Genomic DNA, 23,493 nt, shown 5'->3' on the forward strand with positions numbered 1-23,493 from the left:
GTAGGCGCTGCCTCCCAGCAAGGAGCAAACCCGTCGTGACCTGCGGGACTCGACGGCGCCGAGGCTCTGTTGTAGCCGGCGACGGACCACAGAAAGGACCACGCTCATGAGCAACACACCAAAGGTAGCCATCATCACCGGGGCATCCCAGGGCATCGGCGAGGCGCTGGTCGCCGGCTACCGCAAGCTGGGCTACGCGGTCGTCGCCAACTCCCGCAGCATCGCGGCGAGCGATGACCCGATGCTGCTGGCGGTTGCCGGCGACATCGGACAGCCGGGCGTCGGGCAGCGCCTCGTCGATGCCGCCATCGAGCGGTTCGGCCGCGTCGACACCATCGTCAACAACGCAGGCATCTTCATCGCCAAAGCGTTCACCGACTACACCGACGAGGACTACGCCGCCGTCACCGGGGTGAACCTGCGCGGCTTCTTCGAGGTGACCCGAGCCGGGATCGCCGCAATCGAGGCGCACGGCGAGGGCGGCCACGTCGTCACCATCTCGACCAGTCTGGTGGATCACGCCAACTCTCAGGTGCCCTCTGCGTTGGCGTCGCTGACCAAGGGTGGGCTGAACGCCGCCACGAAGGCGCTGGCCATCGAGTACGCATCTCGCGGAATCTGTTCCAACGCAGTGGCTTTGGGAATCATCCGGACACCGATGCACGATCCGTCCACCCACGAGTTCCTCGACAAGCTGCACCCGGTCGGCCACATGGGTGATATCGACGACGTGGTCGAGGCCGTGCTGTACTTGGAGAACGCCACGTTCGTCACCGGCGAGATCCTGCACGTCGACGGAGGCCAGAGTGCCGGACACTGAGACGATCCTTCGTACCCTCCTCGACGAGTGGAAGGCCGGTATCGACGGTCATGATCCCCACCGGGTGGCCGCGGTGTTCACCGAGGACGCGATCTTCCAGGGGCTGCGCCCGTTCAGCGTGGGACGGCAGGGCGTGTACGCCTACTACGAGTCACAGCCGGTCGGGCTGACGGTGGACTACCGGTTCCACGAAACCCGCAGGCCCGCCGATGGCGTGGCGCTGGGTTACCTGCGCGCGGATTTCACCGGGCCCGACGGCACTGCGATCCCGCTGAACCTCAGCGTGCTGGCGACGCTGGGCGCCGGAGGCTGGAAGATCACCTTCTACCAGGTCAGCCCAGTGCCGGGATGACCTCGCGCTCGAACAGTTCGATACCGGAGCGGTCGTACGCGGCCTCGGGAAAGTACATGATCGCGTACTCACACCCGAGGTCGCGAAGCCGTCTGAGTCGTTCGACGACCTGTTCGGGGGTGCCGGTCGCGGAGTCCGGCGAGGACAGATTGGTCAGCATGGCGTCGACGGCGGGCTCGCCGGCGACCGGAACCTGGCGGGCCCGGACGCGCTCGAGCCGCTCGGCGACGTCGGATTCCGACGTGCCGATGACGGCGTTGAAGTTGGCCGACCGCACGATCGCGTCGTAGTCGGTGCCGACGGCTTTGCAGTGCTCGGCGAGGATCTGCGACTTGTGGGCGAATCCGTCCGGCTCGGACGTGAAGTTCGTGTACTGCGCATGCTCGGCCGCGATCCGCAATGTCACCTTCTCGCCGCCTCCGGCGATCCAGAGCGGAATACCGTTCTGCTGCAATGGTTTTGGCGCCACGATCGCGCCGTCAACCTGATAGTGCTTGCCGTCGAGGCTGACCCGGCCGTCGCGCCACGCGTCGCGCATGATCTGCACACCCTCATCGAGCCGGCCGAGCCTTACCCCCGCGGACGGGAAGCCGTACCCGTAGGCCCGCCACTCGTGCTCGTACCAACCGCCGCCGATACCCATCTGCACCCGGCCACCCGAGATCACGTCGACCGTCGCCGCGACCTTCGCCAGATACACCGGATTGCGGTAACTCATGGCCGTGCACATCTGCCCCAGTTTGATGCGTGAGGTGGTGGCGGCATAGGCAGCCATCAGCGTCCACGCCTCGTGGGTGGCCTCGTCGGTGGGCACCGGCACGGTGTGGAAATGGTCGTACACCCACAGCGAATCCCATTTGCCCGCGTCGGCGTACGTTGCCAGATCACGCATGACGGGCCAATGTTCTTCAGTGGGAATGCCTACCAGGTCCAGTCGCCAGCCTTGCGGAATGAAGAGTCCAAAGCGCATGGCTTCTATTCTGTCGCCGAGTGGCCGGTTATTGCACGCATTTTCGTGAGAGGCGTCCTCTAGCTGGCCATTCGGCGTGGATCAGGCGCCGGTTTCGACGTGCCAGGCCGCACGCTACCGCTGATCAACGGTGGAACGGCCGGAACCTCGGGGGCATTGACGATGTCGTCGACCGTCATCTTGAAGCTGTCCGGGTAGGCGTCGCGCCTGGTGCGCCGCGCCGGCTCACTGGTACGCCAGCAGTAGAGGCACTGCTGGCACTGCAGCACGTCCCATGCCCCCGGAACCGGTGAGGTGTAGAGCTTTTCGATGCTCTCGAACGCACATCGCGGACACATCATGGGTGCTCTCCTTAACGGTTGGCTTGCAGCTGTTGAAGTTTGGTGAGCCACTGCCCCATCTCGGGCAGGTCGCGCACCTGGTTGCCATAGTTGCCCCGCCGATCCGCGGCCACCGGTGTGGTGGCGTCGATGATGAGCTTGTCCACCACGCCAGGGGTATTGGCCTGCGGCGCGAGTTCGAGGATCGGCAGGTTGGGCACCTGCACGAGGTCACCGGCCGGGTTCATCTTCGTCGACAACGCCCACATGACCTGCGGCAGGTTGAACGGGTCGACGTCCTCGTCGACCATGATGACCGTCGCCGCGTAGCCGAGTCCGTGCGGTGCGGTGAGCACCCGCATCCCGACCGCTTTGGCGAAGCCCCCGTAACGCTTCTTGGTGGACACGATCACCACCAGGCCGTGGGTGTACATGGCATTGACGGCCTGCACCTCGGGAAAGTCCTTCTTGAGCTGTTCGTACAACGGCACGCAGGTGTTGGCAGCCATGAGGTAGTCGATCTCGGTCCACGGCATGCCCAGGTACAGGTGCTCGAACACGGGGTTGTCCCGGTAGGAGATGCGATCGATGCGGATGACGGTCATGTTGCGGCCACCCGAGTAGTGCCCGGTGAATTCGCCGAAGGGTCCTTCGATTTCACGCTTACGCCCTTCGATGACGCCCTCGATGACCACCTCGGAGCCCCACGGGACCGGTAGCCCGTGCAGCGGCGAGCGAGCGATGGGCGCCGGAGCGCCACGCAGTGCCCCGGCCAGTTCGTACTCGTTCTGGTCGTATTCCATCGGCGTGGCCGCGACGATGGAGATCACGGGGTCGTTGCCCAGCGTGATGGCGATGGGCAGATCCTCGCCGACCTGCTCGGCCTTGTGCAGGTGCTGGGCAATGTCGTGCATCGGCACCGGCTGCAGCGCCAGCTTGCGGCGTCCCTTGACCTCGATTCGGTAGATCCCGACGTTCTGCTTACCCGAATTCTCCGGGTCCTCAGGATCTTTCGACACCACCGCGGCCTTGTCGAGATAGAAGCCGCCGTCACCGTCGTTGAGCCGGATCAGGGGCAGCACCTCGAAAATATTGATGTCGTCGCCGGTCTGGGTGTTCTGCGCCCACGGCGGGTTTTCGCACCATTCGGGAGCGACGGGAAACTCGGCCCACCGCGCGATGAACTCCTCCACCTGCGCCTTGACTCCGGTATCTTTCGGCAGACCCAATGCCAGTGCGTGATTCGCCCACGAGCCGTGCACGTTCATCGCGATGCGGGCGTTGGTGAAGCCGGTGACGTTGTCGAAGTACAGTGCGGGCGCGTTGTCGCCGAGCCGGGGCGCGGCGTTGGCCGCCGCGGCGATGTCCGGTTCGGGCATCACCTCGTCGGTGATGCGCAGCAGTTGCCCCTGCTCGTCAAGGGTCTGCAAAAAGCTGCGCAGGTCGTCGTAGGCCATATCGATGTCCTCTCGGGTTGTCAGGCGACGGAATGCATTTCGCGGGCGGCGCGGATACCGTCCCAGCGTTTGGCGGCCGGGGCAGGCAGGTCGAACTGGTCGAGGATGCGAGCGACGACGTGGTCGACCATGTCATCCAGCGTTTGCGGGTGGTTGTAGAACGCAGGCATGGGCGGCACTATCTGCACGCCTTTGCGAGCCAGATCGAGCATGTTCTCCAAGTGAATCTCGCTGAGCGGGGTCTCGCGCGGCACCAACACCAACTTGCGGCGTTCCTTGAGCACGACGTCGGCGGCACGGCCCACCAGCCCGTCGGCATACCCGGCGCGGATGCCTGCCAGCGTCTTCATCGAGCACGGCACGATCACCATGCCGTCGGTGCGGAACGAGCCCGATGAGATCGTCGCGCCCTGGTCCTCGGGGTGATGCACGACGTCAGCGAGCTGCCCCACCTGCGCGGTGGACATTCCTGTTTCGAGCTCGATGGTGGTGCGAGCCCAGCGGCTGAGCACCAGGTGGGTTTCCACCTCCGGCAGTTGCGCGAGGTTCTCCAGCAGCCGGATCCCGAAGACCGCCCCGGTTGCCCCGGTCATCCCGACAATCAAACGCATGATGGACTCTTTCGGTCGACTCTGTGTGCTGAAAACCGACGTTACGGCGCATACACTGGAGCGCACTACGTCTCTGGCGGACACCATATGGTGAGAATCGGACAACCTGAGGTGATGGAAATGCTGCCGACCGAGGTGCCGTTCCACGACTCGGCCGCCACCCCCGGCGTCGAAGTGCTCACCTTCGCCGAACTGGAGCGGCGAGCACGCGGTCACGGTCTCGACCCGTTCACCCCGATGCGCCCGGCGTTCCACCATCTCGTCACGGTCACGGGCCCACCCATGCACTGTGCCGTTGACTTCACCGAATACGAACTGGCCCAAAATGATTGGCTGTGGGTGCGGCCGCGCCAGGTGCTGCAGTGGCGGCCCGACCTCGCCGATTCCGAGGGCACCATCGTGCTGTTTCCGTCAGGATTCCTCGACGAGACCACGGTTGCGGCAGCAGACGTCGACAGCCCGCCTGCGACACCGACGCCGATCCGATCTCCCGCAGCCGATCGAACCGCCCGACTCCTCGTCGACGCGCACCGGGACCACGCGGGTGCGCCTCAGGCGATCCGTATCGAGATCGTGCGCCACCTGCTGTCGGCGCTGCTGCTGCACCTGGCAACCAGCGCCGAGAGTGCCTCGACGGATTCCGCGAACACCGTGTTCCGCGACTTCCGGCTGGCCGTCGAGCGGGACTACGCGCACCGGCACCGTGTCGAGGACTACGCCTCCGAGCTCGGGTACAGCGTGCGCACGCTGACGCGGGCGTGCCGACTGGCGACGGGCCACGGCGCCAAGGGAGTCATCGACAACCGGGTACTGCTGGAGGCCAAGCGACTGCTGGTACACACCGACCTGACGGGCACCGCGATCGGCGCCCGCGTCGGCATTCCCGATCCGACGATGTTCACCAAGTTCTTCCGCACCCGTACCGGTGAAACCCCCGCGACGTTTCGTTCTCGCGTCCGCGGAATCTGAATACAGCTGCTTCACAGCGTTTTTCAAAAGTCGTTCTAGGCTGTCAGGATGGCCCTCTCCAAGGACGAACGCGAACAGTTTCTATCCGAACCGCACATCGCCGCCCTGTCGGTCTTTGCAGGCGACAAGCGCGGACCACTGACCGTACCGATCTGGTACCAGTACACGCCGGGCGGCGAACCCTGGCTGCTGACCGGCAACGGGTCGCGCAAGCACCGGCTCATCGAATCGGCCGGGCACTTGTCGCTGATGGTCGAGCGGCTCGAGCCGAGCGTGCGCTACGTGGCCGTCGACGGAGCGGTGAGCCGCATCGAGCCCGGCACCGACGAGCAGCTCGTCGAGATGGCCAAGCGCTATCTGGCCCCGGAAAAGGTCGAACCGTATCTGGAGTTCGCCCGTAGCGACCACGGCGACAGCGTTGCGGTCTACCTGAAGCCCGAGCACTGGCTTTCCGCGGACCTCGGCAGCCTCTGACACCGAGACCGTTCACAGCATCCTGCCAGCAGGTTCACAGACCCACTGGCACAACGGAATTGGCGCGCAGACGGAGTCTGCGCCACGGTTAGGCTCCGTGGGTGGCTCCGAAACTGCGCGTCGATCCCGGTGTCTTGCGGTCAGCAGCGGACGGGTTCAACCAGATCGGAGCCGCGCTGTCCGGCGCGAACATCGGCCAGGGGCTCTCGGGCCTGACCGCGAGCCTGCCAGGCCTCGTGACCGGCGGCGCAGCCGAGCAGGCCGCCGCGCTCGTCGACAACGCTGTCCGGCACGTGGGCAACGAACTGTCGCAGCTGTCCACCAACCTCGGTCAGGCGGCTGACAAGTACGAAAAGACCGATGCCGAGCTGGGCAAAAAGCTCGACAAGACTGTCGATGATCCCAACAAGAAAGACGACGGCGGCACGAAGAAGGGCGAACCCGGCCCCGCGCCGGCCCCGGGGGCGGGTCCGCAAGCCATCCCCGTCGACCAGGTGACCTACGACAACGGGAACTGGCCCTCAGGCGCCGACGCCACCCGGACCGCCATCAATCAGGCCTTGGACCAACGCGGCGTCACCGACCCGGCTGCACGGCAACGCTGGATCGACGCGTACATGACTCTCACTGAGCACGAATCGTCGTACAACCCCATGGCGGTCAACAACTGGGACATCAACGCCAAGCCGCCCAACTCGACGTACAAAGTGTCCGATGGCTCGGGCAACGGCTGTTCGCGTGGTCTGGCGCAGTGCGTGCCAGGGACTTTCGCGCGGTACCACCAACCCGGCACGTCGAATGACATATACGACCCGGTCGCCAACATCGCCGCATCGATGAACTACCTTGTCGGCAACTACGGCGTCGCACCCGACGGTTCAAACATTCTCGCCAAGATCCCGCAAGCCAATCCTGGCGTCCACCAGGGTTATTGAGATTGAACAGGAGTTCGATGACAGCCCGGCGCGCGTTGGTACTCGTTGTCACGACAGTCATTGCAGCCGCTGCCATGTCGGCTTGCGGCACTACGACGGCGGGCGCACCCCAGGCTGAACCGACCACCCACACAAGCTCTGCACCGCCGAAGCCGGCCGCGACTGCTCAGACAGCGAGCGCTTCCCCATCGCCAAGCGCGAAGCCGCAAGCGGCGGTGCCTGTACCGGCTGCGGCCTGGATCAGCGCCGATCGGATTCCGCAAAACTCCGACCAACCGTGGCCTAATCTCGCTGACCGCGCAGAACCCTTGGGAACCAGCACGTTCCGCCTCTACGGACTGTGCGGGGCAACGCCATCACCGATTGCCGATGGGGACAACGCCCGAGCCGTTGTCGACAACGGTGACGGCCACTGGTCGGCTGAACAAGTCATCGTGCACTATCCCGGTGACCCGTGGACCATGGGCCAGACAGTGAGCCTCGACGCCTCCAACTTGCAGAATGTTCTGAACCAGTGCACCTCCACCGCACCGGGCACAACACTGCAGTTCACCACCCCCGTAGACGCCAGATGCCCCAGCGTCTCTCGCGGCGGATGCCACCAGGTTGCCGCCGAAATACGTTCTGCCGACGGGAAATCCACGGCCCACGTGTACCTCGCCAACGTCGGCAGCACCATCACCGAGCTGACAGTCTGGACCACTGGCAGCCCCAGCACACCATGGGCAGGCGCCGCTGATGAAGATGTGTTCGCAGCCATGAACCCTCAGCTGTGCACCGTTTGGGAATGCTGACAGGGCCCCGCCGATGACAGTCACGATTTCTTCGGTCACGGGTTCGCAACCCGAGCAGGTCATGGCAGCCGCAGTCCATGCCGGAGATTCAGCCACCACCGCCAGTCAGCAGCTCGACGCCGGTAAGCAGAACCTCGACCGGCTGAGAAGCGGTTGGGAGGGAACAGCTTCCGAGGCAGCAATCGCGACGGCGCAACGCACGCTCGTCGAGCAGCAAAAGATCGCCGATACCCTCGGTCAGCTGTACTCGGCGCTGTCCGACGGCGGATCCCAGTTGTCCGCCATCCGCACCGTCGTCGTCGATGCAGTGGAAACGCTCACCCAGCAGGGCTGGCAAGTCGCCGATGACGGCACGGTGTCGGTGCGGCCGGGAAGTCTGCTCGATCAACTGGCCACGTTGAGCCCCGTCACGGAGATGGAAGTCCGGCAGATCGCTGCCATCAGTTCGGTCAAGCTCAAGACCCTGCTCGCCCAATTCGACAGCGCCGACCGAGCGCTGGCCGACGCACTGCGCAAGGCAACCGCCGGCCTCGGCAGTCCCGCTGATCACGCCGGCCCGCCGAATCGGTCAGACAATCCGTCGCCCGGCGAACCGAAACCCAAGGACGGCAACACCACCGCGCCAGCCCCTGGACCCGGCGCCAAGCCGAGCGGCCCCGGCTCTCCCGCAAAGCCGGGTTCGACGGTCGACAGTCCAGGCCAGACCATGCCCACTGGCCCGTCGACCCCGACGGCCCCCGGCAGTGCACCAAGCGCCCCGCGCACACCTGCCCAACCTCCGTCCGCACCGACACCGCGGCCCACCACAGGCACGACGCCGACTCCGTCAAGCCCGGTGAACCCCGGTCGCACTGCCGGTGCAGCGCCGACGCGACCGGCTTCGACAAACGCGGGATCTGCGCCCGTCCATGCCAACACCCAGGAACCGACCGCGCGCTCAGGGCCCCCGACAGGTGCGGGCGCCCCACCCGTCAGCACGGGCGGACCGGCCAGTGCCACCGCGCCGATGCCCGCGACGGCTGCGCCAAGCAGGTTTGACACAAGCAACACCGCTGGTGGCACTGCATCCGCCGCCAACAGCGGTGGCGAGCGCGTGTTGAGCGCATTCGACGGGGGCGCGGGAAATGTGCCGACCGGGTGGAAAGCCGAAGTCGACGACGATGGATTTACTCATCGCATCTGGGTCGACGAAGGCGAGGAAATCGAACACGACGACTGGGCTTGACACCCCGCCTTGGCAGGCATCGCCTGACGGGGCAGGGTGGGGGTATGGCTTCCCGACAGCGGCTGTTCCGAGTGTTCTACCGGCTCGGGTTCACGCCGTGGGACGGGCACCCGCTCGCGCAGGGCCTTTTGCAGCTCATCGAAGGCGACGATCCGCTACCGCCGGGCAAGGCGCTGGACGTCGGATGCGGCACAGGCGACAACTCGATCTATCTGGCTGAGCAGGGCTGGCAGGTGACCGGCGTGGACTTCGTCGCGACCGCCGTCGACAAGGCGCGGGCGAAGGCCGCGAAACGGGGTGTCGACGTGCGGTTTCTCCAAGCCGACGCGACCCGGCTGAGCACCGCGGCGGTCGACCACGACTACACGCTGATCGTCGACAGCGGGTGTCTGCACGGGATGAGCGCCGATGACCGCGACGCGTACGTTCGGGAGATCACGGCGGTCGCGGCGCCCGATGCGGTGTTGTCCATCGTGGCGTTCGTTCCCGGCACGTCATTCGGTGTGCCCGGCATCGCCGAAGCGGAGGTCAAGCACCGGTTCTCGGAGCACTGGTCCCTGGTGTCCAGCGGCAGCGAACCCGCGATGGACCACAACGGCAAGGATCCGGCCCGGCATTACGTGTTCGCGCGGCGAAGCTGACTCGATACCGCGGAGGAGTTCGGATGCATGTCAGGTATGCGAGCGCGCTCGTCCTCGCAACGGTCGTGGGCTCCGTGGCCCTGGCGGCGTGCGACACCGTCACCGCAGGAGCGCCGCAGCCCGAGCCCGACGCAGGCACCAGCACATCGCAACCCGCGGCGGCACCGACCCCCACCCCGTTGCCGACCCGGGCGTCGCAGGCACCGGTATCGGTCCCTGCCTTAGCGTGGATCAGCGCCGACCGCATTCCGCAGAACGCCGACCAACCGTGGCCGGATCTCGCCGGCCGTGCAGAACCACTGGGAAGAAACACGTTCTTGCTCTACGCACTCTGCGGCGCAACACCGTCCCCCCTTGCCGGCGGGGACCATGCCCGCGCCGTTGTGGACAACGGCGACGGCTACTGGTCGGCCCAACAGGTCATCGTCCACTACCCCGGGGACCCGTGGACCATGGGACAAACGGCGGGTGCCGACTTCTCCAACCTGCAGGACATCCTCACCCACTGCACCGATACCCCACCCGAAATCACCCTGCAGTCGACCACCCCTGCGGGCTCCCCGTGCCCGAGCACGCCGCGCGGTGGATGCCATCAGGTCGCCGCCGAAATCCGTTCCCCCAAAGGTTCCCTCGGACATATCTACCTGGCCAACGTCGGCAGCACCGTCACCGAGCTGACCGTGTGGGCCACCGGAACGCCCGTTAAGCCATGGGCTGGCACTCCCGACGAGGATGTGTTCGCGGCGATGAACCCACAACTGTGCACCGTCTGGGAATGCTGAGGACACCTCACCACCCGGGGCCATGCTCAGCTGACCACCATCGGATTGACGGTCGACTGACAGTTGACCGAGCCGGAACGGCTGCTGCTGCTGCTGAAGATGATCGACGTCAGCGAGCAGGCGGCTTGGAGCCAGTTTCTGTAATGCTCAGCGGCCGGCAACTGCGCCTCCCCCGTCGGCACTCTGACTCTGCGACCACGGCGCAAAAGCATGAGAAACCAACGCCCTCACCGCAGGGTCAACGGCGGGACGTGTCGCTCGATCAGGTTGCGCGCGAACGGTTTCAGGCCGAGGAAACTTGTCGTACCCCGCTGCAATAATGGGGCCATGCCTTCGGACGCAACACCTTTCGATGCTGACGGGGTGAGTCCTGCGCAGCGGGTGGAGGTGTTGTTCGAAGAGTTGTCGGAGTTGGCCGGGCAGCGCAATGCGATCGACGGGCGCATGGTCGACATCGTCGCCGAACTGGAGCGCGACGGGTTGTGGGGCGCCACCGGGGCCCGGTCGATCACCTCGTTGGTGGCCTGGAAGACCGGGATCACCCCCAACAATGCCGAGACGGTGGTGGCGGTGGCGCGGCGAGCCGAGGACTTCCCGCTCTGCGTGGAGGGCCTGCGGGAGGGCCGGTTGTCGCTCGATCAGGTGGGGGTGATCGCTGAGCGCGCCGCCGACGGTTCCGATGCGCACTACGCGGAGTTGGCCGCGGTGGCGACCGTGGCCCAGCTGCGCACCGCGGTGAAACTGGAACCCAAACCCGAACCGCCGGCCGACCCCGACCCGGAAGCGGAAGCCGAGCCGGTGGTGCCGGAGCCCAAACGCTCGTTCACCAAAGTCGAGCATGACGATTGCACGACGTATCAGATCACCCTGCCGCGGTTGGCGGCGGCGAAACTCGATGCCGGGATGCGCTCGCATCAGGAGGCGCTGATCGCGGCGTGGAAACGTGACCACGAGAATGCCGACCACGTCTCGGAGCAGGCACCACCCTTCCCGACCACCGTGGATGCCTTCATGAGTCTGGTCGAGGCGGGGTGGGATGCTGATGTGGCGGCCCGCCCGCACGGGCAACACACCACCGTCGTGGTGCATGTTGATCTCGACCGCGATGGCGAGAAACCCGTTGCTGCCCTGCATCTGGGCCCGGTGCTGTCTGAGGATGAGCGGCGTTACCTGACATGTGATGCGACGTGTGAGGTGTGGTTCGAACGCCACGGACAACCGATCGGGGCGGGGCGTCGCGCCCGCACCGTCAACCGCCGGCTGCGCCGCGCCTTGGAGTATCGCGATCGGTGCTGCGCGGTGCCCGGCTGTGGAGCCACCCGCGGATTGCATGCCCACCACATCGCCCACTGGGAGGATGGCGGCCCCACCGAACTGTGCAACCTCGTGCTGCTCTGCGCTTTTCATCATCGGTTGCATCACCGTGGGGGCATCACCATCACCGGTCCCGCCGAACGGCTCAGGGTCACCGACGCCACCGGCCGAGAATTACATGGCGGTTCGTTGGCGCGGCCACCGACCACCCCGCCACCGAATGTCCCGCCCTATCGCGGACCGACCGGCGAACGCGCCGACTGGTGGTGGTACACCCCCTTCCAACCCGAGCCACCACCATCGCCCAACTAGGCAGATTGGCCGTGGGTCGGCACAAGCGGTCTGTCTTCACCGCGTCACGCTGAAAGCACTTGTGCCGCGATCAGATCAGCATGATCAGTTGTGAGGCATCGTCTTCTGACGCTTACGCTGACAACCAGCCGAGAAGATAACACGATCGTGGTTTGACCAAAGTCACTGCAGCGCAAAGTGATTGTCGGTGCGGCACCGTCGGCGCGAGTTGTTCGAGCACCTCCTGGCCAGAGGTTACGACGTTCGGAAGGGCGTCAAATATCTTGACGGGCGGCACAATCGGGTTGCACCGAGATGTTCAGGCTGAGCCATGACGACGGTGTGGCCGCGGCGGCAGGGTGTTCGGGCGTAGCGTGGCCGCATGACCGAACTTTCCGACGATGTGATCGCATTCCTGTCCGAGGGCACACGAACCGCAGTTCTCGGCTGGGTGGCAGCGGACGGCCGCCCCTTGGCAGCGCCCGTGTGGTTTGTGGTCGACGACGGCGCGTTGGTGTTCAACACGGGCAAGGACACCGCGAAAGGTCGAGCGCTGGTCCGCGACCCGCGAGTAGTGCTGTGCGTCGACGACGCCAACCCGCCGTATGCGTTCGTCCAAGTCCAAGGCGTGGCGTCGATCAGCGAAGATCCCGATGAGCTTCTCGATATCGCGACCCGCACCGGCGGCCCGTACATGGGCGCTGACCGCGCTGAGGAATTCGGCAGGCGCAACGGCGTTCCAGGCGAACTCGTGGTTCGCGTCAAACCGACAAAAGTCCACGCCGCGTTCGATGTGGCGGATTGAGCGTATGGCTGAAACGCCGCACTACTGAGATTGCGCGCAGGGTCGTGAATCCTCGAATTCCACGGCCCTGAGCGCAATTTCAACGCCGCGGAGCTATCTCACTCGGCGCGGCCACCGAGGTGCTTGGCCAGGAAGCGGTCAGCGCGGTGAAAGAAGTCCAGCCGATTCTCCGGCTTGGCAAAGCCGTGACCTTCGTTCTCGTACATCACGTATTCGTGGTCGATGCCGTGCTCGGCCATCGCCGCGACGATCTGCTCGGATTCGGCGCGCTTGACCCTGGGGTCGTTCTCGCCCTGACCGATCAGGATCGGAATCTTGATCGCGTCCACCCGCGACAGCGGTGAACGCGACCACAGGAAGTCGGGGTCCTCTCCAACTCGCTTGTGCCACAACTGGATCATCGGCTTCCAGTACTCCGGGAACGACGCGATCAGGGTGTTCAAGTTGGAGGGGCCGACAATCGAGACTGCGCAGGTGAACACGTCCGGCGTGAACGTCGCACCGACCAGCGCCGCGTAGCCCCCGTAGGAACCGCCGTAGATGGCGACCCGCTTGGCGTCGATGTAGCCCTTGCCCATCAGATAGTCGACGGCGTCGAGCAGGTCGTCGTGCATCTTGGCGCCCCATTCGCGGTTGCCCGCGTTGAGGAACTCCTTGCCATATCCGCTGGAGCCGCGGAAGTTCACGTCGACACAGACGTAGCCGCGGTTGGCCAGCCACTGCTGTTCCAGACCCAGGCCCCAACCGACCCGCGCCCACGGCCCGCCGTGCACGTTGAGCACGGCCGGCAGCCCGGAGCGCTCCACCCCGGGTGGGAACGACAGATAGCCGTGGACGGTCAGCCCGTCGCGCGCGGTGAAACTGAACGGCTCCATCGGCACCAGCGGGTAGTCGTTGAGCTCCGGGCGATGATCGAACAGGAACGTCGCGGTCTGCGAGGCGCGATCCCAGAGGTAGTACTTCACCGGGCCGGCGTCGTTGTCGAACGCGACCAGCCAGGTGCCGTCATCGGCGCTGCGGTCGTTGATCATCAGCTCACCCGGGCTCAACTGCTCCAGCGCGTCGATGTCGCCGCGAATCCGGTCGTCGAAAATGCGGTACTGCACCCGATCCGCATACACCGTGACACCCTGGATCTCCCGCGTGTCCGGGTCGATGATGGTCCCGCTGACGTCATAGACCGGGTCCTCGGCGATCACTTCGACTGCGCCGCCGGCGATGTCCATCTTCACCAGCCGGGTGGTGTTCGAGTCCACCGAGGACAGCAGATACATCGCGCTGCCGTCCAGGCTGAAGCTGACCGGGCCCGTCGTCTCGGCATCCTCCGGCCCGACTTCGAGCAGCACCCGCCAGTCCGCGTCCTCGTCGTCGCGCACCATGATCGTCATGCCGCCCTCGGGTGTGGGAGCGAACGCGCCACGCACCCGCAGCTCGGTGTCGACCACCCAGCCGAGGTAACCCGGGTTGTCCAGGATCTTGCGCAGCTCACCGGTTTTCAGATCCAGGTGGTAGACGTCGTGCAGCTGCGGGTTGTCCTTGTTGATACCGAGCAGCACCTCATTCGGAAATCTCTTGCGGTGCGCGATCACTCGGCACTGGACGCCATCCATCGGGGTAAGGTCGCGCTCGACGCCGGTGCTGGGATCCACGTCATAAAGGCGGAAGTTCTCGCTGCCGTCCTTGTCCATGACGTACATCAGGTGCCGGTTGTCCCAGGTCCAAAAGTAGTTCTGGATCCCCCGGTCGGTGTCGTGGGTGACCGGTTGAGCGGTACCGGCCCCGATCTCCCCGACGAACACGTTGAGCACGCCGTCGAGGGGCGCCAGGTAGGACAGCCGCGTCCCGTCGGGCGATATTTGCGCGCCCACGCGCTCCGGATTGCCGAACAGTACTTCGAGTGGGATCAACGTCGCGTCCGCCATCGGGGCCCCCTTGTTGTCGGTATGACGACGTCAGTATGCCGAGACCCACTGGCGAGCAGACGGGAAAGTCCCTGACACGCGGCGTGTCAGGGACTTTCACGTCTTGTCGCGCTGAGGAGTTAGCTCTCCAGCGAGGCCGGCGGCAGGAAGCGGTCGCCGTACTTGGCGGCCAGTTCCTTGGCCCGGGCGACGAACGCCGCCTTGCCGACACCACCGGGGCCCTCGTAGCCGACGATGAACTGCGCCGAACCACCGGTGTAGGGCGGGTAGCCGATGCCGAAGATCGAGCCGATGTTCGCGTCAGCGGTCGAGGTGAGCACGCCCTCGTCGATGCACTTCTGGGTCTCCAGCGCCTCGGCGAACAGCATCCGGTCGATCATGTCCTGCAGCGGCGGCTGCGAGGATCCGGAGTTGAACGTCTCGCGCAGGCCCGGCCACAGCTGCGTGCGCTTGCCGTCGGCGTACTCGTAGAAACCGGCGCCCTTCAGGCGCGACGGGCGACCGAGCTCGATCATCTTCTCCACGACCGCCTCGGCCGGGTGCGGCACGTAGGTGCCACCCTCGTCCTCGACGCCCTTGCGGGACGCGACGGCGATCTTGTGCATCAGCTCCAGGTTGAGCTCATCGGAGAGCTGCAGCGGCGCAGCCGGGTAACCGGCCTGCGATCCGGCTTGCTCGATGGACGCCGGCTCGACGCCCTCGCCCAGCATGGCCAGCGCCTCGTTGACGAAGGTGCCGATCACGCGGCTGGTGAAGAAGCCACGGCTGTCGTTGACCACGATCGGGGTCTTCTTGATGGCCAGCGTGTAGTCGAACACCCGGGCCAGCGCCTCGTCAGAGGTCTTCTCGCCCTTGATGATCTCCACCAGCGGCATCTTGTCGACGGGGCTGAAGAAGTGGATGCCGATGAAGTCCTCCTGGCGCTTCACCCCGGTCGCCAGACCGGTGATGGGCAGCGTGGAGGTGTTCGAGCCGAGCAGCGCGTTGGGCTCGACGATGTCCTCGATCTCCTGGAACACCTTGTGCTTGAGTTCCTGGTTCTCGAACACGGCCTCGATCACGAAGTCGACACCCTTGAAATCGTTGGGGTCGGCGGTCGGGGTGATCTTCGCAAGGAGCGCGGCACTCTTCTCTTCGGTGGTCTTGCCACGCTTGAGCGCCTTGGCCTCCAAGCTCTCCGAGTAGGCCTTGCCCTTGTCGGCAGCTTCCTGCGTGACGTCCTTGAGCACGACGTCGTAACCGGCCTTGGCCGACACGTAGGCGATACCGGCACCCATCATGCCTGCGCCCAGCACGCCGATCTTCTTGATGTCCTGCTTGGCGATGCCCTCGGGACGCGACGCGCCGCCGTTGATGGCCTGCAGGTCCAGAAAGAACGCCTGAATCATGTTCTTGGCGGTCTGGCCGGTTACCAGCTGGGTGAAGTAGCGGCTCTCGATGCGGCTCGCGGTGTCGAAGTCGACCTGCGCACCCTCGACAGCGGCGTCGAGGATGGCGCGCGGTGCGGGCATCGGCGCACCCTTGAGCTGCTTGCGCAGCAGCGCCGGGAACGACGGCAGGATCGCGGCAAGCGCAGGCGACGACGGGGTGCCGCCGGGCATCTTGTAGCCCTTTACATCCCACGGCTGGGTGTGCGCCTCGGGGTTGGCCTTGATCCAAGCCTTGGCAGCGGGGACCAGCTCATCGACGGAGCCGACCAACTCGTCGACCAGGCCGGTCTCCTTGGCCTTGGTCGGGTTGAAGCGGGTGCCCTGACTCAGCACCTCCATGAACGCCTTCTGGATGCCGAACATCCGCACGGTGCGGGTGACACCGCCACCGCCGGGCAGCAGGCCCAGGGTAACCTCGGGCAGGCCGATCTGGCTGCCCTTCACGTCGGCGGCGATGCGGTGGTTACACGCCAGCGCGATCTCCAGGCCGCCGCCGAGCGCAGCGCCGTTGATGGCGGCGACGACGGGCTTCTGCAGGGTCTCCAGCTGGCGCAGGTCGGCCTTGATGTCCTCGACCATCTTGAACGCCTCGGCGGCGTCGTCGGGCCCGATGCTCATCATGCCCTTGAGGTCGCCACCGGCGAAGAAGGTCTTCTTCGCGCTGGTGATCACCACGCCGGTGATCGAATCAGCTTCGGCCACAAGGCGTTCCACTGCGGTATGCATGGATTCCTTGTAGTGCTCGTTCATCACGTTGGCCGAACCGGTCGGGTCGTCCAATGTCAGGGTGACGATGCCGTCGGCATCCTTGTCCCACTGAATGGTGTTCTCAGCCATTGTTGTTCAGCCCTCTCAGACGCGCTCGATGATGGTGGCCACGCCCATGCCGCCGCCGATGCACAGCGTGATCAGGGCACGCCGAGCACCACGACGCTCGAGCTCGTCGACCATGGTTCCGGTGATCATGGCGCCGGTGGCGCCCAGCGGGTGACCCATCGCGATGGCGCCACCGTTGACGTTGAGCTTCTCGTCCGGGATCTTCAGGTCCTTCTGGAACTTCAGCACCACCGAGGCGAACGCTTCGTTGAGCTCGAACAGGTCGATGTCGTCGACGGTCAGGCCGGCGCGGTCCAGCACCTTCTTGGTGGCCGGGGTCGGGCCGGTGAGCATGATGACCGGGTCGGCGCCGCTGGTGGCGGTGGCCACGATGCGGGCGCGCGGGGTCAGGCCCTGGCTCTGGCCGGCCTTCTCAGACCCGATCAGCAGCAGGCCTGCGCCGTCGACGATGCCCGAGCTGTTGCCGCCGGTGTGAACGTGGTTGATCTTCTCGACGTAGTGGTACTTCTGCAGCGCCACATCGTCGAAGCCGCCCATGGCACCCAGGCCCTCGAAGGCGGACTTGAGCTTGCCCAGGCTCTCCACGGTGGTGCCGGGCCGCATGTGCTCGTCGTGGTCGAGCACGACGAGGCCGTTCTGGTCCTTGACCGGCACGACGGACTTGGCGAAGTAGCCACCCGACCATGCGGCGGCGGCGCGCTCCTGCGAACGCGCGGCGTAGGCGTCGACGTCCTCGCGGGAGAAGCCCTCGATGGTGGCGATCAGGTCAGCGCCGATGCCCTGCGGCACGAAGCCGATGCGGTAGTTGGTCTCGGGGTCACCGGCCCAGGCGCCGCCGTCCGAACCCATCGGGACGCGGCTCATGGACTCGACGCCACCGGCCAGCACCAGGTCGTCCCAACCGGAACGGACCTTCTGGGCGGCCAGGTTGACGGCTTCCAGACCCGAGGCGCAGAAGCGGTTGAGCTGGAAACCACCGGTGGTCTCCGGCAGCTTGGCGACCAGGCCCGCGGTGCGCGCGATGTCGCCGCCCTGATCACCGACCGGGGACACCACACCGAGGATGACGTCGCTGATCAGCGTCTCGTCGAGGTCGGGGTAGCGGCTGCGGATCTCCTCGATCAGCCCAACCACGAGGTTGACGGGCTTGATCTCGTTGAGAGCGCCATTGCGCTGTTTGCCACGCGGCGTACGGATCGCCTCGTAGATGAACGCTTCTTCTGACATGTGTCTGCTCCCTGCCTCTTTGCAGTCCAGGTTCAGGTATTGGGTTTGCGGAACCGCTGACAGCAGTCCTCTACCGGAGAGTAACAGGATCGCAAACCAACCTGTTGGTTGGGAGACTTACGCCACACAAAATCGACGCTGACCGCAGCCTCCCCGGGGTGCCTCCTGACCTGTGAAGCCGAACCGGCCCGGCGAGATTGCACCTGCGGGTCCGGTTCGGGGTCACCGACAACAGTGCCAATGTTGTGTGTTGGCCTGCTCGGGTCAGTCGGGAACTGTGTAACGGAGGTATCGAGTGACTCATCCGTCAGGTATTCCGGTGTTCGAACGGTTCTTCCGCTCGGTCGCAAGCATCAACATCGACAAGAACGACGTACGTCGCTTCCGGGAGTTCGTCGACGAGCAGATCGATGAGGTTGCTATCGCGGGGCGAAACTCGGCCAAGTGGAACGGGCGCGACGTGATTGTGGCGCAGGATCTTCCGATCACCAAGGGCCTGCAGGAGCGAATGCGTGAGTTCGACAAGCTCGAGGAAGCCGAGGAGATCCGGGAGCTGCTGCGCCAGGTGGTGCGGCAACCACCTGGGGACGTTACGTTCGCCGAGGACACCGAGCATCTGCTGCCAGAGCTGTTCGGCGGGCTGAGTATCGCGCTGGCCCGTTCGTTTCGCGTGGTAGACGCGACGGTGTCTCACCCGTCGACTGAGCATTGGAACAGGGTGTTCACAATATTCCGGCTGATGTTCTGATGCCGACCCCGTCCGGTCAGCCATCAGGATTCAGGAACCGCCACGCCCGAGTCGCGGCGTGCAGGTTGAACCGGGTATCGACCTTGCGGAGGTCGTGACCGGTGAGTTCAGCGATGCGCGCCAGCCGGTAGCGCAGCGTGCTGCGATGGATGTGCAATGCAGCTGCCGATTCGTCATAGTTTCCACCGCATTCCAGGTAATCGCTCAGGGTCATCACTAGGTCGGAGTTCTTGCTTTCGTCGTAATCCAGTAGTGCGCCCAGCCATTCGCGCACGAAACTCTCGACCTCGCCGCCGCCATGGGCGGCGTCGATGAGGCGATAGAAGCCGAGTTCGTCGAACGCCGCTGCGCCTTCGGGGTTGACTGAGCGCAGCCGGATGTTCATGGCGCGACGCGCTTCGATGAAGGACTGCGGAAAATCCTCGGGCACGACGCATCGAGAGCCGATACCGATCACGCTGGTCGTCATGCCAAGGATTCCACTGATTGCGTCGTGAAACGCCCGCGGGTCCGGGCGGCCGTCGGTAAGTAGAACAACCAGACCTGCATGGCGCCCGAGCAGATAGTTCAGGCCCAACGCCGTCGCGGCCCGTCCGGCGGCACTTGGCGGCGCGCTCTCAGCGCCACCGGCACTTTGCATCACCACCACATGGTGGGGACGTCGTAGGTCATGTCCCAGAGCGTCGGCACGAGCGTAGGCACCGTCTCGGTCGGTGCCGGCCAACAGATCATCGACAAGATCGCGACGCAAACTGACTTCGATCTCAGCGACGGTTCGCTGGTGAGAAAGCTCCAGCGCCAAGACAATGGCGCCATAGCGCAGGGCAAACAAGTCGTCCGCCGTCACCGTGTCGTCCGGGTCGTTCAACGCGAGGACTCCGAGGATCTCGGTCCGGGGCTGGACAAGTGTGAGTACTCGTCCGCCGATTCGCGCCTGACCCGTTTGTGCGGCCAACTCGTGAAGCAGGAGTTCGCGCTCATCCGCGAGCTGTTTGGGATAGGGGTGGGGCTGTCCGGAACCAGACCAGCAGCGCAGATTGCCGAACCGATCCTCGACACCCACCGAATGCCCCGTCAGGTCATTCAGCGCATCCGCGATACCCTGCTCACCCATTCCCGCGGCCACTGCCGCGCTCAGCATTTCGTGCACATTCGTCTGTCGCCGTAGCCGCGTCACCATGGTGCCGAGTGCGCGGTTCGCGGCCTTCAGATCGGCATTTGATTTTGTCAGCTTCGCGGTGTCCCTAGTGTCGCGGTCATGCCGGGCGGCATGTGCCAGAGCGGCCCCGGCCTGCTGGGCAAAGATGATCAGCAGCTGGATCTGATTGTCCGACGGTGCGCTGGCAGCACTGACCACCAAACACCCGTGGACGATGCTTCGGTGACTCAGCGGGAACGCCCACCCCCACCGGCCGTCTCTTGTGTCCACGTGGCCGTCCCAGCCGGACTCGCGGTGCCGTTTTATGTCGGGGTGCGCTGGCACGGACGGTGGAAAGCGAACGAATCCACCGTTCACCGACCGGTAGCTGGCCTCGACCTGGCAGGATGCGAGTCGGCCGCAGGCGGCGTTAGCTTCGCGAAAGATCTCGCCGACGTCGGAGTCATCGAAAGTGAGCCGCGACAGGGCAGCCAGACCCGCTGATAAGGCCTGTTCGTCAGGCCGAGTGCCCTCTGCCGGGCTGCGCGATTCATCGTTCATGTTGGGCGGCGAAGCTCGGCTCCCTCCTCTCTGAGCCGCCGTGGCCGGAGGGGTCGCCGAGGCGTCACCGAGGAACGGCATACCCACAGTTGGCACTGAAAGAAACGCCTTTACGGGTCCGAAAGTGCCCAACCTGCGTCCGCTCATCAGACCCTTCGCCGCTGTGGTGCTGACAGGGCGAATCAGAGTCCCGATTTTCGGCTCACCGGGAGCACGCGACAGTCGCTACGGATTGCCAGACTCGTTGTCTGGGGAGCGATTGCGAGCCTCACAACTCAGTAGGAGTCATGGCTTTGATGCGGATGGCCTACCGGTGTAGGGGCAGTGATCGCTAAGCGTTCGACGGTTGCGAGATGGGCGGACTGCGGCCCCAGTATGACGACGTCGTCGCCGACGCTGACATGGCCGCCCGTGCACTGCAACTCCTCACCAGCGACAACCGAAGGGAATAGACGATGGCGACAGCGGTAGGCATCGATCTCGGGACGACGAACTCGGTGATCGCCGCCTGGCAGGCCGGGGAGCCCGTTGTGATTCCCAACGCCGAGGGCGCGCGAACCACGCCGTCGGTGGTGGCCTTCACGGAAAACGGCGAGCGTCTGGTCGGGCAACTGGCCAGGCGGCAGTCGATCATGAACCCGAAGGGCACGATCTACTCGGCAAAACGATTCATCGGGCGCCGCTTCGATGAAATATCGGAGGAAGCCAAGGCGGTCAGCTTCGACGTTGTAGAGGGCGACGGTGGCGCTGCACGCTTCGACGTGCGGGGTAAGCAGTACTCGCCCGAAGAGATCAGCGCGCAAGTGCTGCGCAAACTCGTCGATGACGCAGGCAAGTTCCTCGGCGAACGGGTCAAGGAAGCGGTGATCACCGTTCCGGCGTATTTCAACGACGCGCAACGCAACGCCACCAAGGATGCCGGCCGGATCGCCGGGTTGGATGTGCTGCGCATCGTCAACGAGCCCACGGCAGCGGCGCTGGCCTACGGGCTGGACAAGAAGGGTCACGAGACAGTGCTGGTCTTCGACCTCGGCGGCGGCACATTCGATGTCAGCCTTCTTGACGTCGGTGACGGGGTGGTCGAGGTTCGCTCCACCGCAGGTGATTCCCATCTGGGTGGCGACGACTTCGACCGCCGGCTCGTGGACTATCTGGCCGATGAATTCCAGCGTGAGAACAACATTGATCTGCGCAAAGATTCGCAGGCGCTGCAGCGGCTGTTCGAGGCGGCCGAGAAAGCGAAGGTGGAACTGTCGTCGGTAACGCAGACACAGGTGAACCTGCCGTTTGTCACTGCAGACGCCAACGGCCCCAAGCACCTCACCATGACCATCAATCGATCGAAATTCGACGAACTCACACACGATCTGGTCGAGCGCTGCATGGGTCCTGTCAAGCAGGCAATGGACGACGCCAAAGTCACGGCCAACGACATCGACGAGGTCATCCTGGTCGGCGGGTCGACCCGCATCCCCGCCGTCCACGCCCTGGTCCGCCGGCTCACCGGGGGCAAGGACCCGAACATGACCGTCAACCCGGACGAGGTGGTCGCGCTCGGCGCCGCGATCCAGGCGGGCGTGCTCAAGGGCGAGGTCTCCGATGTCTTGCTGCTCGACGTCACCCCATTGTCGCTGGGGGTGGAGACCGCCGGCGGCGTGATGACCAAGATCATCGAGCGCAACACCACCATCCCCGCCCGGCGCAGCGAGGTGTTCAGCACCGCCGCAGACAACCAGCCGGCTGTGGATATCGTTGTGCTGCAGGGCGAACGCGAGATGGCCAAGGACAACCGCGTACTCGGCAGGTTCAAGCTGGAGAACATCCGACCCGCCCCGCGCGGTGAGCCACAGATCGAGGTCACCTTCGACATCGATGCCAATGGGATCCTGCATGTCACCGCCCGCGACAAGGACACCGGCGCCGAGCAGAGCATCACCATCAGCGAACAGTCGAACCTCGATCAGAACGAGGTAGACCGGATGCTCGCCGAGGCCGAGGCACACCGACGCGAGGACGAACAGCTGCGCAAGCTGGTCGATGCGCGCAATGAACTCGATTCGGTGGCTTACCAAGTCGAGCGCCGGCTCGCCGAGCTGGGCGACTCCGCGGCGCCGCATGACCGGGCGCGGGCCGAGATGCTGGTCGCCGACGCTCGGCAAGCGGTCAAGGACGAGGCTCCGCTGGAACGGGTGCAATCGCTGACATCCGAACTGCAGCAGGTACTTTACGGGCTACAACCCATATCGTCCGGCGCCGGAAACGGGCAACCATCCGGCGACGGCCGGCGCCCTCCAGTCGGTGACGACGATGTGGTCGACGCCGAGTTCGACCGGGGCTGAGCCGCCATGGTCAGTTCGACAGAACATTCCAAGACCGACGAAAACGATGATCGGGTAGCCGAAAGTCCGCCAGAAGCGGTTGCATCCCAACCTTCTTCGGACACCGAGCTGGCCAAGCTCGAAGACCGCTGGCGCCGCGCCGTCGCCGATCTCGACAACCTGCGCAAGCGGCATGCCCGCGAATTGGACCGCGAACGAACAACCGAACGGTCCAGGGTGGCAGGCGCGTGGCTGCCCGTCGTGGACAACCTGGAGCGGGCGATTGCCCACGCGGGTCACCAGTCCGACGCGGTCGTCGAAGGCGTGCGGAGCATTTGGGACCAAGCATTACAGGTTCTCGAGCAGCTCGGCTATCTGCGCGATGCGGAGACAGGGGTGCCCTTCGACCCGGAGCGTCACGAGGTGGTTGGTGTGGTGGACCACCCGGACAGCGCGCCCGGGACGGTCGTCGAAGTACTTCGACCGGGCTACGGCGACGGATCAAGGCAACTGCGGCCGGCGGCCGTGGTGGTCAGCCGACACGAGGAGTGA

Annotated in this window: 22 protein-coding genes; 14 read left to right on the plus strand and 8 right to left on the minus strand. The window is 65.2% G+C overall.

The annotated features are described in order from the left end of the window. The first annotated feature begins 106 nt into the window (after positions 1–106). A complete protein-coding gene (locus RMCB_RS03625; RefSeq protein WP_062827652.1) occupies positions 107–820 on the plus strand; it encodes an SDR family NAD(P)-dependent oxidoreductase in 714 nt (237 codons plus the stop codon). Further along, positions 807–1,172: a YybH family protein gene (locus tag RMCB_RS03630; RefSeq protein WP_062827653.1), complete on the plus strand. Its 366-nt coding sequence runs from the start codon at positions 807–809 to the stop codon at positions 1,170–1,172. The genes RMCB_RS03625 and RMCB_RS03630 overlap by 14 nt, the downstream gene beginning before the upstream one ends. Here the strand turns inward: RMCB_RS03630 and RMCB_RS03635 are convergent. Genes RMCB_RS03635 through RMCB_RS03650 form a run of 4 tightly spaced genes read right to left on the minus strand, consistent with a single transcriptional unit; the run spans position 1,153 to position 4,530 of the window. Further along, a complete protein-coding gene (locus RMCB_RS03635; RefSeq protein WP_062827654.1) occupies positions 1,153–2,142 on the minus strand; it encodes an LLM class F420-dependent oxidoreductase in 990 nt (329 codons plus the stop codon). The genes RMCB_RS03630 and RMCB_RS03635 overlap by 20 nt on opposite strands. 59 nt (positions 2,143–2,201) lie before the next feature. Next, entirely contained in the window at positions 2,202–2,483 is a 282-nt protein-coding gene (locus RMCB_RS03640) for a non-oxidative hydroxyarylic acid decarboxylases subunit D (protein ID WP_062827655.1), read from the minus strand. Between the two features lie 11 nt (positions 2,484–2,494). After that, positions 2,495–3,919: a non-oxidative hydroxyarylic acid decarboxylases subunit C gene (locus tag RMCB_RS03645; RefSeq protein ID WP_062827656.1), complete on the minus strand. Its 1,425-nt coding sequence runs from the start codon at positions 3,917–3,919 to the stop codon at positions 2,495–2,497. Between the two features lie 20 nt (positions 3,920–3,939). Further along, positions 3,940–4,530, minus strand: coding sequence for a non-oxidative hydroxyarylic acid decarboxylases subunit B (locus RMCB_RS03650; protein ID WP_062827657.1), 591 nt, complete (start codon positions 4,528–4,530; stop codon positions 3,940–3,942). A gap of 114 nt (positions 4,531–4,644) precedes the next feature. On the opposite strand from RMCB_RS03650, the gene RMCB_RS03655 reads away from it, so the two are divergent. The 9 genes from RMCB_RS03655 (at position 4,645) to RMCB_RS03695 (ending at position 12,760) form a co-directional block, all read left to right on the plus strand. After that, entirely contained in the window at positions 4,645–5,499 is an 855-nt protein-coding gene (locus RMCB_RS03655) for a helix-turn-helix transcriptional regulator (RefSeq protein ID WP_201028225.1), read from the plus strand. A 48-nt stretch (positions 5,500–5,547) separates the two neighbouring features. Further along, positions 5,548–5,973, plus strand: coding sequence for a pyridoxamine 5'-phosphate oxidase family protein (locus RMCB_RS03660; RefSeq protein ID WP_062827658.1), 426 nt, complete (start codon positions 5,548–5,550; stop codon positions 5,971–5,973). 101 nt (positions 5,974–6,074) lie between these two features. Then, on the plus strand, positions 6,075–6,908 hold the full coding sequence (locus tag RMCB_RS03665) for a type VII secretion target (RefSeq protein WP_062827659.1): 834 nt from the start codon (positions 6,075–6,077) through the stop codon (positions 6,906–6,908). A gap of 308 nt (positions 6,909–7,216) precedes the next feature. Then, the gene (locus RMCB_RS03670) at positions 7,217–7,702 is read left to right on the plus strand and encodes a hypothetical protein (protein WP_062827660.1); all 486 of its coding nucleotides are present in this window, start codon (positions 7,217–7,219) and stop codon (positions 7,700–7,702) included. Between the two features lie 13 nt (positions 7,703–7,715). After that, on the plus strand, positions 7,716–8,927 hold the full coding sequence (locus tag RMCB_RS03675; RefSeq protein WP_062827661.1) for a WXG100 family type VII secretion target: 1,212 nt from the start codon (positions 7,716–7,718) through the stop codon (positions 8,925–8,927). 44 nt (positions 8,928–8,971) lie between these two features. Continuing rightward, positions 8,972–9,568: a class I SAM-dependent methyltransferase gene (locus RMCB_RS03680; RefSeq protein WP_062827662.1), complete on the plus strand. Its 597-nt coding sequence runs from the start codon at positions 8,972–8,974 to the stop codon at positions 9,566–9,568. Positions 9,569–9,591: 23 nt separating this feature from the next. Continuing rightward, positions 9,592–10,350 carry a hypothetical protein gene (locus RMCB_RS03685; protein WP_062827663.1) on the plus strand — a complete coding sequence of 253 codons (759 nt, stop codon included), beginning with the start codon at positions 9,592–9,594 and terminating at the stop codon, positions 10,348–10,350. Positions 10,351–10,677: 327 nt separating this feature from the next. Then, on the plus strand, positions 10,678–11,976 hold the full coding sequence (locus RMCB_RS03690) for an HNH endonuclease signature motif containing protein (protein ID WP_062827664.1): 1,299 nt from the start codon (positions 10,678–10,680) through the stop codon (positions 11,974–11,976). Positions 11,977–12,337: 361 nt separating this feature from the next. Continuing rightward, positions 12,338–12,760 carry a PPOX class F420-dependent oxidoreductase gene (locus RMCB_RS03695; RefSeq protein WP_062827665.1) on the plus strand — a complete coding sequence of 141 codons (423 nt, stop codon included), beginning with the start codon at positions 12,338–12,340 and terminating at the stop codon, positions 12,758–12,760. A 98-nt stretch (positions 12,761–12,858) separates the two neighbouring features. On the opposite strand, the gene RMCB_RS03700 is transcribed toward RMCB_RS03695, so the two are convergent. From RMCB_RS03700 to RMCB_RS03710, 3 genes are all read right to left on the minus strand, one after another. Next, on the minus strand, positions 12,859–14,682 hold the full coding sequence (locus RMCB_RS03700; protein WP_062827666.1) for a S9 family peptidase: 1,824 nt from the start codon (positions 14,680–14,682) through the stop codon (positions 12,859–12,861). Between the two features lie 119 nt (positions 14,683–14,801). Further along, the gene (locus RMCB_RS03705) at positions 14,802–16,949 is read right to left on the minus strand and encodes a 3-hydroxyacyl-CoA dehydrogenase NAD-binding domain-containing protein (protein WP_062827667.1); all 2,148 of its coding nucleotides are present in this window, start codon (positions 16,947–16,949) and stop codon (positions 14,802–14,804) included. A gap of 15 nt (positions 16,950–16,964) precedes the next feature. Further along, positions 16,965–18,176 (minus strand): acetyl-CoA C-acetyltransferase, encoded by a 1,212-nt coding sequence (locus RMCB_RS03710; protein WP_029369774.1) that lies wholly within the window; start codon positions 18,174–18,176, stop codon positions 16,965–16,967. A 295-nt stretch (positions 18,177–18,471) separates the two neighbouring features. On the opposite strand from RMCB_RS03710, the gene RMCB_RS03715 reads away from it, so the two are divergent. Further along, positions 18,472–18,924: a DUF1931 family protein gene (locus RMCB_RS03715; protein ID WP_063979572.1), complete on the plus strand. Its 453-nt coding sequence runs from the start codon at positions 18,472–18,474 to the stop codon at positions 18,922–18,924. A gap of 16 nt (positions 18,925–18,940) precedes the next feature. Here RMCB_RS03715 and RMCB_RS03720 read toward each other — a convergent pair whose 3' ends face one another. Beyond that, complete coding sequence (locus tag RMCB_RS03720) at positions 18,941–20,623, minus strand: PucR family transcriptional regulator (protein ID WP_062827669.1); 1,683 nt, start codon at positions 20,621–20,623, stop codon at positions 18,941–18,943. Between the two features lie 455 nt (positions 20,624–21,078). Here RMCB_RS03720 and dnaK point away from each other — a divergent pair, with 455 nt between their 5' ends. Beyond that, a complete protein-coding gene (gene dnaK / locus RMCB_RS03725) occupies positions 21,079–22,962 on the plus strand; it encodes a molecular chaperone DnaK (RefSeq protein ID WP_062827670.1) in 1,884 nt (627 codons plus the stop codon). Between the two features lie 6 nt (positions 22,963–22,968). Then, positions 22,969–23,493, plus strand: coding sequence for a nucleotide exchange factor GrpE (locus RMCB_RS03730; RefSeq protein WP_062827671.1), 525 nt, complete (start codon positions 22,969–22,971; stop codon positions 23,491–23,493).

This window comes from Mycolicibacterium brisbanense, assembly GCF_001570425.1.
GTDB lineage: Bacteria > Actinomycetota > Actinomycetes > Mycobacteriales > Mycobacteriaceae > Mycobacterium > Mycobacterium brisbanense.